Origin of the sequence: Pseudomonas lundensis (assembly GCF_015377145.2) — a bacterium.
GTDB lineage: Bacteria > Pseudomonadota > Gammaproteobacteria > Pseudomonadales > Pseudomonadaceae > Aquipseudomonas > Aquipseudomonas lundensis.
The window spans coordinates 636,148-645,809 of sequence record NZ_CP062158.2 but is presented as its reverse complement, the minus strand read 5'-3'; the positions used below and the strand labels follow the sequence as shown (position 1 = coordinate 645,809).

General features: G+C 55.5%; 7 protein-coding genes. 2 read left to right on the top strand and 5 right to left on the bottom strand.

From position 1 onward, the window contains the following. Positions 1-50: 50 nt before the first annotated feature. Positions 51-1,136 (bottom strand): 4-oxalomesaconate tautomerase, encoded by a 1,086-nt coding sequence (locus tag IF654_RS03370; RefSeq protein ID WP_169895237.1) that lies wholly within the window; start codon positions 1,134-1,136, stop codon positions 51-53. A gap of 167 nt (positions 1,137-1,303) precedes the next feature. Here IF654_RS03370 and IF654_RS03365 point away from each other — a divergent pair, with 167 nt between their 5' ends. After that, a complete protein-coding gene (locus IF654_RS03365) occupies positions 1,304-2,194 on the top strand; it encodes a LysR family transcriptional regulator (protein ID WP_047277858.1) in 891 nt (296 codons plus the stop codon). Positions 2,195-2,384: 190 nt separating this feature from the next. Here IF654_RS03365 and IF654_RS03360 read toward each other — a convergent pair whose 3' ends face one another. Next, positions 2,385-2,909 carry a single-stranded DNA-binding protein gene (locus tag IF654_RS03360; protein WP_047277860.1) on the bottom strand — a complete coding sequence of 175 codons (525 nt, stop codon included), beginning with the start codon at positions 2,907-2,909 and terminating at the stop codon, positions 2,385-2,387. Between the two features lie 9 nt (positions 2,910-2,918). Continuing rightward, positions 2,919-4,310 (bottom strand): MFS transporter, encoded by a 1,392-nt coding sequence (locus IF654_RS03355; protein ID WP_194862766.1) that lies wholly within the window; start codon positions 4,308-4,310, stop codon positions 2,919-2,921. 196 nt (positions 4,311-4,506) lie between these two features. On the opposite strand from IF654_RS03355, the gene uvrA reads away from it, so the two are divergent. Further along, on the top strand, positions 4,507-7,341 hold the full coding sequence (gene uvrA, locus IF654_RS03350) for an excinuclease ABC subunit UvrA (protein WP_047277864.1): 2,835 nt from the start codon (positions 4,507-4,509) through the stop codon (positions 7,339-7,341). Between the two features lie 94 nt (positions 7,342-7,435). On the opposite strand, the gene bfr is transcribed toward uvrA, so the two are convergent. Together bfr and IF654_RS03340 are read right to left on the bottom strand one after the other, a co-directional pair. Beyond that, positions 7,436-7,900 (bottom strand): bacterioferritin, encoded by a 465-nt coding sequence (gene bfr / locus IF654_RS03345; RefSeq protein ID WP_047277866.1) that lies wholly within the window; start codon positions 7,898-7,900, stop codon positions 7,436-7,438. A gap of 155 nt (positions 7,901-8,055) precedes the next feature. Further along, entirely contained in the window at positions 8,056-9,504 is a 1,449-nt protein-coding gene (locus IF654_RS03340; protein WP_094987799.1) for a catalase, read from the bottom strand. Positions 9,505-9,662 lie beyond the last annotated feature (158 nt).

Below are 9,662 nucleotides of genomic sequence, written 5' to 3'. Positions count from 1 at the left end.
TTTTTTAGAATTATTTTGAGGTAACTGTTTAAAGCGGACGTTAATTAAAGTCACTCACTCGTTCGTTTTCGTGAGGGAAAGGCATATACGTATCCGGAAAACAATCGACGTGCTGTTCGTACAACAGAAGCGCAAATAATTTCGCCGCTCACGCCGGTGTAAGACAACATGACATCGATACCGCCGCCTGGGTGTTCAATGCGCACGTGTTGCTGACGTGGCTTGCAAGCCGTACCCAGCATCTGTGCTGCGACGCTTCCTTGGCTAACACAGGCGGTCGCCAGGCCAATCGAACCGGTGATGGCCAAGGCACGATGACAGGCATGAGGCATGAAATACCTGACTAGAAGCGTTCCACCTGCTTTGGCGGGTGCTATCAACACAGGTTTGGGGATGACCCGGTCACTCACATCGCCCAACCCCATTGCCGCACCAGCACGCAGGCGCAGGGCTTCCAGACGGTGCAGAAATGGCGTATCGGCATCGAGCTCTCCAGGCGATTCATCACCTTGCTTACCCAGGTGCCGAGCCTCGACGATCATCATCGGCATGGCCATGTCGATGCAGGTCACGGGAATGCCGTCAAATTCGTCTTGAACATTGCCCGTCGGAAACAGCGCGCCTGTCTTGCTACCGGCAGCATCCAGAAAGGTAAGGTGAACAGCCGCCGCGCTACCCGGCACGCCATCAATGGTTGTCTGCCCTTCATAAGTCACCTTGCCTTGTGGCGTCTGTACTTGAGCGGTGACAAATGTATGGGTGTTCAGGTTACGGATACGCACCCGGGTTGTAAGACCGTCGGGTTTTACCAAGCCTTGTTCAATAGCAAACGGGCCAACTGCACAGAGCATGTTGCCGCAGTTAGGCGTCGTATCCACACGGCGCGTTGAGACCATCACCTGGACAAAAAGATAATCGACATCTGCATCAGGGTGGCGCGAAGGACTGACGATGGCTACTTTACTTGTTTGAGGACTACCACCCCCGATCCCGTCAATCTCCAACTCGTGACCCGACCCCATCAACGCAAGCAGTAACTCATCTCGTTCCGTCATTGACTCGGGTAGATCATGCGCGAGAAAAAACGCCCCTTTTGAAGTACCGCCGCGCATTAGAACGCATGGAACACGCTGCATAATTAGTAACTCTTTTTAAATTAACTTATTGAATTATTTCCTTGCGAAGAGAGTGACAGGGAAGCAATAGTGTTTCCAATGCAAAGATTTCAACCATTATTGCGTTTCGCAAAATAATAATCCCAAGCCACTTCCGGTGAAGCTGACCTTTCTGGCGAGAACACACTATGGAATACGAACTTCAAGACATTCGCTCTTTCGTTAAAATCGCCGAACTCGGCAGTTTTCACGAAGCGGCTGATGCACTTCATCTTTCTCAGCCAGCGCTAAGTCGCCGCATAAAAAAACTTGAAGAGGGGTTGGGGACTGCTCTGCTTGATCGAACAACGCGCAAAGTGAGCGTGACAAGCGTAGGCCGCGATTTTTTACCCAAAGCGCGCAGACTGCTCGACGACTTTGATGACTCGATTCTTAATATTAGGGAGTTGGCTGAACGACGAAGCGGTCGTGTCACGCTGGCTTGTATCCCCACGGCAGCCTTCTATTTTTTGCCTTCAGTGATCCGGCTCTACAACGAGCGTTATCCTAAAATCCATATTCGATTGTTAGACCTGAGCGCAAACGACGGCCTGGAAGCAGTACTGCGTGGCGAAGCCGATTTTGGTATCAACATGATGAGTGGCCAACACCCGGATATCGAGTTTGTAACCTTGGTCAATGAGCCTTTTGTGTTGGCCTGCAGACGAGACCATGAGCTGGCCAATTGTGCGTCTGTAAAGTGGTCGCAACTCAGTGAGTATCGGTTGATTGGCGTGGGCCGTTTAAGCGGAAACCGCATGCTTTTAGACCATGCCTTGTCGAGTTTAAGCTGGCGACCGAAGTGGTTTTATGAGGTCCAGCACCTTTCAACCTCATTGGGTTTAGTCGAAGCAGGACTTGGCGTATCGGTGATGCCCAGTCTGGCAATGCCGACGGGCGATCATCCCACACTGGTCAGCGTCCCCTTGATTGAGCCCGTGGTGAATCGCTCATTGGGTCTGGTGTATCGCAGAGGTGCGTCTCTGTCTCCGGCGGCAGAAAAGTTTGCCTCGATCTTGCTTGAGCAGTGGCCTCAATAAGTGTCTGCCGTTCTACAAGTGCAAACCTTAGGCAAAACCAAAGCTTCAAAACGCCGTATTGCTCTGCAACCCCTTGGTTTGCCCTACACGGGCGACATGCCTGTAAGGCATTGCGCACCAATGAAAAAGCCCCAAAAACAGCGTTTTCGGGGCTTTGGTCTAAACCTTACAAAATTGTCTTAGGTAAGTCCTAGAACGGGATATCGTCATCAAAGCTGTCGAAATCAGGGGCTGGCTGTTGAGCCTGCTGTTGCGGTGCCGGACGCGACTCGCGCTGTGGCTGCTGCTGCGGTGCCGGGCGTTGAGCCTGCTGACGCGGCGCGGATTGCTGGTAGTTGTTACCGCCACCCTGGTTTTGCTGGTCGCCTTGTGGGCGGCCGCCGAGCAGTTGCATGGTGCCTTGCATGTCGACCACGATTTCAGTGGTGTAACGCTTGATACCGTCTTTTTCCCACTCGCGGGTTTGCAGCTTGCCTTCGATGTACACCTGCGAACCCTTACGCAGGTATTCGCCAGCAATTTCGGCTACTTTGCCGAACATCGATACACGGTGCCATTCAGTCTTTTCAACTTTCTGGCCGGTTTGCTTGTCAGTCCACTGTTCGCTGGTTGCCAGACTCAGGTTGGTCACGGCATTACCGTTAGGCAAGTAGCGAACTTCGGGATCCTGGCCGCATGTGCCGACCAATATAACTTTGTTAACCCCACGGGCCATAACGTTCTCCTAGGCTTCGCACGTCGGCGCCGGGTTGACCAGCTGCTCGAGTGTCGCGCGATCCAATAGTTCGGTGTCCAATTTGATATAAATGGCAGCCTCTTCGGCTACCACCACTGCATCCGTTACGCCTGCAACGGCCTTTAAACGCTCGGTCAAACCTGCTTCGCGAAGCGCCTCAGGCGACAGCGGCAAGCGCAGGCTGGTTACATACGGCGGTTCGCGCATGGTAACAGCAAAGGCTAGCCAGAGTGCAGCCAGACCTGCGCATCCCAGGAACACAACCGACAGACCGCCATGCTGGAACATCCAGCCGCCGAGTATGCCGCCCAATGCCGACCCCAGGAACTGGCTGGTGGAGTAGACCCCCATCGCCGTACCCTTGCCGCCCGCCGGTGACACCTTGCTGATCAGAGAAGGCAACGAAGCCTCCAGCAGATTGAACGCAGTGAAGAACACCACCGTGCCGATCACCAACGCACGCAAGCTGTCGCCGAACTGCCAGAAGAATAGCTCAGTGAGCATTAACGTCGCGACGGCACCGAGTAAAACTCGTTTCATTTTGCGTTTCTTTTCGCCGTAGATGATGAACGGGATCATGGCGAAGAAAGAAATCAACAACGCGGTCAGGTAGACCCACCAATGCTGCTCCTTGGGTAAACCGGCTTTTTCAACCAGCGCCAGCGGCAAGGCAATGAAGCTGGACATCAACATGGCGTGCAACACAAAAATGCCGAGGTCCAGACGCAGCAGGTCGGGATGGCGCAAGGTCGGCAGCAACGCCTGCCTGGCCACGCCTGACTCCCGGTGCTGCAGCGTGCCGGTTGAGCGCGGCACCATGAACATGACGATGACAATCCCCACCAATGCCATGGCCCCGGTAGCCAGAAATAGCCCGGACAAACCAAAGGCGCGGGTCAGCAGTGGGCCCACCACCATCGCAACTGCGAACGACAAGCCGATGGTCATGCCAATCATGGCCATGGCCTTGGTGCGGTGCTGCTCGCGGGTCAGGTCTGAAAGCAAGGCCATCACCGCCGCAGAAATCGCGCCCGCCCCTTGCAGGATGCGCCCGGCAATCACGCCCCAGATTGAGTCAGAACAGGCAGCCACTACGCTGCCCACTGCGAACACCACCAGCCCCAGGTAGATAACGGGGCGACGGCCAATGCGGTCGGAAATGACCCCAAAAGGGATCTGGAAGATGGCCTGGGTCAAGCCATAAGCGCCAATCGCCAGACCAATCAAGGCCGGCGTTGCACCTGCAAGGTCCATCCCATAGGTCGCCAGTACCGGCAACACCATGAACATACCAAGCATGCGGAAGGCAAACACAAGGGCCAGACCGCTTGCTGCGCGGATCTCGCTACCACTCATGCGTTCGCTGTGGGGATCGTGCATGGAAAAACCTCGTGTGAACCGGCGGCGATTCTACCAGTCCCATCGAGTAACAGCACACACACGAGCGATGCGCGACGCTTTGTCACGTAAAAGTTATAAAGACCCTTAATGACAACGTGCCATTAAGGACCTGCACAGCTTTCACACAGATCCGTATACTCATTCGTTTATGTTATGCCCGCCAAGCGAGGCCGCAGTGGACAAGATCCTGATACGTGGGGCACGAACCCACAACCTGAAGAACATCGACCTGACCCTGCCACGGGACAAACTGATCGTCATCACCGGACTGTCTGGCTCCGGCAAATCATCCCTGGCGTTTGACACGTTGTATGCCGAAGGCCAGCGTCGGTATGTCGAGTCGCTGTCGGCCTATGCGCGGCAGTTCCTTTCGATGATGGAAAAGCCTGACGTCGACACCATTGAAGGTTTGTCGCCAGCCATCTCCATCGAGCAAAAATCGACGTCGCACAACCCGCGTTCCACCGTCGGCACCATCACTGAAATCTACGATTACTTGCGTTTGCTTTATGCCCGCGTCGGCATTCCGCGCTGCCCGGATCACGATATTCCACTGGAAGCACAGACCGTCAGCCAGATGGTCGACCTGGTGCTGGCGCAACCCGAAGGCAGCAAGTTGATGCTGCTGGCGCCGGTGATTCGTGAGCGCAAAGGCGAGCACCTGTCGGTATTCGAAGAGCTACGGGCTCAAGGCTTCGTTCGTGCCCGTGTAGACGGCAAGCTGTGCGAACTGGATGAGTTGCCAAAGCTCGACAAGCAGAAGAAACACTCGATTGACGTGGTCGTTGACCGTTTCAAGGTCCGAGCGGATCTGCAACAGCGCCTGGCCGAATCGTTTGAGACCGCGCTCAAGCTGGCTGACGGTATCGCGCTGGTGGCGCCGATGGACGACGAGCCCGGCGAAGAGATAATTTTTTCGGCACGCTTCGCTTGCCCCATTTGCGGGCACGCTATCAGCGAGCTGGAACCCAAACTGTTTTCCTTCAACAACCCGGCCGGTGCATGCCCGACCTGCGACGGGCTCGGGGTTAAGCAGTTTTTCGACATCAAGCGACTGGTCAATGGTGATTTGACCTTGGCTGAAGGCGCCATTCGCGGCTGGGACAGGCGTAACGTCTATTACTTCCAGATGCTGGGTGCACTGGCCAAGCATTACGATTTCAGCCTTGAAGTGCCGTTCAGCGAACTGCCCGCCGACAAACAGAAAGTCATTCTGTACGGCAGCGGCACGCAGAACGTTGATTTCCGCTATCTCAATGATCGGGGTGACATCGTCAAGCGGGCGCACCCGTTTGAAGGGATCGTGCCTAACCTTGAGCGCCGCTATCGCGAAACCGAGTCGGCGACCGTTCGTGAGGAGTTGGCCAAGTTTCTCAGCACCCAGGCTTGCCCGGACTGCCGCGGCACACGCCTGCGTCGTGAAGCGCGTCACGTGTGGGTCGGGGAGAAAAACCTGCCGGCCGTGACCAACATGCCCATCGGCGATGCCACTGAATATTTCAGCGCGCTGAGCCTGACCGGGCGTCGTGGCGAGATTGCAGACAAAATCCTGAAAGAAATTCGCGAACGCCTGCAGTTTTTGGTGAATGTGGGCCTCGATTATCTGTCCCTGGATCGCAGTGCTGACACGCTGTCCGGCGGCGAGGCGCAGCGTATCCGTCTGGCCAGCCAGATCGGCGCGGGCCTGGTGGGTGTTCTTTACATCCTTGATGAGCCGTCTATCGGCCTGCATCAGCGCGATAACGATCGTTTGCTGGGCACCCTCAAACACCTTCGCGACATCGGCAATACCGTGATAGTGGTCGAGCACGATGAAGATGCAATTCGTCTGGCGGACTATGTCGTGGATATCGGCCCGGGGGCAGGCGTGCATGGCGGACACATCGTGGCCGAAGGCACACCGGCCGAGGTGATGGCGCACCCTGATTCGCTGACCGGCAAATACCTGTCGGGGCGGGTGAAGATCGAAGTTCCGGCCAAACGCACCCCGCGCAACAAAAAGCTGACGCTGTCGCTCAAAGGTGCGCGCGGCAACAACTTGCGTAATGTTGACCTCGAAATCCCCATTGGCTTGCTGACCTGCGTGACCGGGGTTTCAGGTTCGGGCAAGTCCACACTGATCAACAACACGCTCTACCCGCTCAGCGCGACAGCCTTGAACGGCGCGAGCACGCTGGAGGCGGCGGCTCACGACAGCATTAAAGGGCTTGAGCATCTGGACAAGGTCGTCGACATCGATCAAAGCCCGATCGGCCGCACCCCGCGTTCTAACCCGGCGACCTATACCGGGCTATTTACGCCTATTCGCGAGCTGTTCTCCGGCGTACCGGAATCCCGCTCCCGAGGCTATGGTCCGGGACGTTTCTCCTTCAACGTGAAGGGTGGACGTTGCGAGGCGTGTCAGGGTGACGGCCTGATCAAGGTAGAAATGCACTTTCTGCCCGACATCTACGTGCCTTGCGACGTGTGCAAGAGCAAGCGCTATAACCGCGAAACCCTTGAGATCAAGTACAAGGGCAAGAGCATCCATGAAGTGCTGGAGATGACCATTGAAGAAGCCCGCGAGTTCTTCGATGCCGTCCCTGCGCTGGCGCGTAAGCTACAGACGCTGATGGACGTAGGTTTGTCGTATATCAAGCTGGGGCAATCCGCCACGACCCTGTCAGGCGGCGAGGCTCAGCGGGTCAAGTTGTCCCGCGAGCTGTCCAAGCGCGATACCGGCAAAACGCTGTACATCCTCGACGAACCGACAACAGGCCTGCACTTCGCCGATATCCAGCAATTGCTGGATGTATTGCATCGATTACGCGACCACGGCAATACCGTGGTGGTCATCGAGCACAACCTCGACGTCATCAAGACCGCGGATTGGCTGGTGGACTTGGGCCCTGAAGGCGGTTCCAAAGGTGGGCAGATAATCGCAACCGGTACGCCGGAAGACGTGGCAAACATGAAGCAATCTCACACCGGTTTCTACCTGAAGCCGCTGTTGATTCGCGACAAAGCTTAAATCAGCGTATGAAAAAGGCCCTGTCATCGTGAGATGGCAGGGCCTTTTAGTCTGCGTCATCGCTGCCTGAAGCAGCGACAGGTAAGTACGCTAATCAGAACTGCGACTGAAGGTAGTTCTGCAAGCCAATCGACTTAATCAGACCGAGCTGTTTCTCCAGCCAATAGGTGTGGTCTTCCTCAGTGTCTGCGAGCTGAATGCGCAGCATGTCGCGGCTGACGTAGTCCTTGTGCAACTCGCACAGCTCAATACCTTTGCACAGCGCTGCCCGGACTTTGTATTCCAGACGCAAGTCTGCGGCGAACATCTCCGGGACGGTGGTCCCCACATCCAGGTCGTCGGGCCGCATGCGGGGGGTGCCTTCGAGCATCAGAATCCGGCGCATCAACGCATCGGCGTGCTGCGCCTCTTCTTCCATCTCGTGATTGATACGCTCGTAGAGCTTGGTGAAACCCCAGTCTTCGTACATGCGGGAATGGACAAAATATTGATCACGTGCAGCCAGCTCACCGGTGAGCAACGTGTTGAGATAATCGATTACTTCCGGGTGCCCTAGCATTGGCCCACATCTCCCTGCTTGAAAGGCTGTAGTTTGAACCAAGCTGACCAAGAGGTCACGGCTCAATCGCAATAAATGTGCTGTTTATCTGAGAAAACGAGCCTAAATAACGCAAAAACCGCCCAATTGAGGGCGGTTCTGCTTCTCACTTAGAGTTAGTTACGCTGTACACCCAACGCTTTTGCCACCCCTTCTCCGTACGCCGGATCAGCGTTATAGAAGTGAGGCAATTGACGCTGCACCACGTCGTCAGACACCCCGGCCATTGCCCCGGCAATGTTGTTAATCAACAGGGCTTTCTGTTCCGGGCTCATCAAACGGAACAGAGCACCTGCGTGGCTGTAGTAATCAGTATCTTCGCGATGATCGTAACGATCTGCCGCGCCACTCAACGCCAATGGCGGCTCAGCATACTGTGGCGCCTGCTTAGGGGCGTCAGAGTAACTGTTGGGCTCGTAGTTCGGTGTCGCGCCGCCGTTGTTGCCATAAGCCATGGAGCCATCACGCTGGTAGTTGTGCACAGGCACACGTGGCGAGTTGATCGGCAAATGTTGGTGGTTGGTGCCTACACGATAGCGATGGGCATCCGCATACGCGAATACACGGCCCTGTAGCATGCGATCAGGCGAGAGACCTACACCCGGAATCATATTGCTGGGGCCAAAGGCCGCCTGCTCAACTTCGGCGAAATAATTAAGCGGGTTGCGGTTGAGCTCCAGTTCGCCAATCTCAATCAATGGAAACTCTTTCTGCGACCAGGTTTTGGTGACATCAAACGGGTTCTCGTGATGCGCAGCCGCCTGTGCTTCGGTCATCACTTGCATGCAAACGCGCCATTTAGGGAAATCTCCCCGTTCAATCGCACCAAACAAATCGCGTTGCGCATAGTCAGGGTCTGTACCCGCCAAACGCGCCGCCTCGGCAGGCGCCAAGTTTTTAATTCCCTGCTTGGTTTTGTAATGCCACTTGACCCAATGGCGCTCGCCGGCGGCGTTGATCAGGCTGTACGTGTGGCTGCCGAAGCCATGCATATGACGATAGCCATCCGGGATACCGCGGTCAGAAAACAGGATGGTCACCTGATGTAAAGATTCAGGTGAATGTGACCAGAAATCCCACATCATTTGCGCGCTTTTCAAGTTGCTTTGCGGAAGACGCTTTTGGGTGTGGATAAAGTCCGGAAACTTAAGTGGGTCCCGGATAAAGAACACGGGGGTGTTATTACCCACGATGTCCCAATTGCCTTCTTCGGTATAGAACTTGATGGCAAAACCGCGAGGGTCGCGCTCGGTGTCGGCAGAACCGCGTTCACCGCCGACCGTCGAGAAGCGCATAAAGATGGGTGTTTGCTTGCCGATCGTATCGAACAGCTTCGCGCTGCTGTATTGCGACATGTCACGCGTCACAGTGAACGTACCGTGAGCCCCCGAACCTTTGGCATGTACACGACGTTCAGGAATGTTTTCGCGGTTGAAGTGGGCGAGCTTCTCGATCAAATGAAAGTCATCAAGCAGCAAGGGGCCACGAGGACCGGCAGAACGAGAATTCTGGTTGTCAGCCACTGGGGCGCCGCTGGCGGTGGTAAGCGTTTTGGTCTGGCTCATGCGTTTACTTCCTCAGTCAGTCTTGATGCTGCCGTGTAATCGGCTGACGAGGAGTATTGACCATGCACTTCACATGGGCAAATTCATTAAATGATGGAGATCAATAGAAAACCACAATACAACGCGCACAAAAAACCGGGCACTAGGCCCGGTTTTTT

Bases quoted from the DNA above. Each gene is read 5' to 3' on its own strand.
- IF654_RS03355 (WP_194862766.1), bottom strand. From the start codon at position 4,310: ATGCACGATCCCCACAGCGAACGCATGAGTGGTAGCGAGATCCGCGCA.
- IF654_RS03365 (WP_047277858.1), top strand. From the start codon at position 1,304: ATGGAATACGAACTTCAAGACATTCGCTCTTTCGTTAAAATCGCCGAA.
- IF654_RS03370 (WP_169895237.1), bottom strand. From the start codon at position 1,136: ATGCAGCGTGTTCCATGCGTTCTAATGCGCGGCGGTACTTCAAAAGGG.
- IF654_RS03340 (WP_094987799.1), bottom strand. From the start codon at position 9,504: ATGAGCCAGACCAAAACGCTTACCACCGCCAGCGGCGCCCCAGTGGCT.
- bfr (WP_047277866.1), bottom strand. From the start codon at position 7,900: ATGCTAGGGCACCCGGAAGTAATCGATTATCTCAACACGTTGCTCACC.
- IF654_RS03360 (WP_047277860.1), bottom strand. From the start codon at position 2,909: ATGGCCCGTGGGGTTAACAAAGTTATATTGGTCGGCACATGCGGCCAG.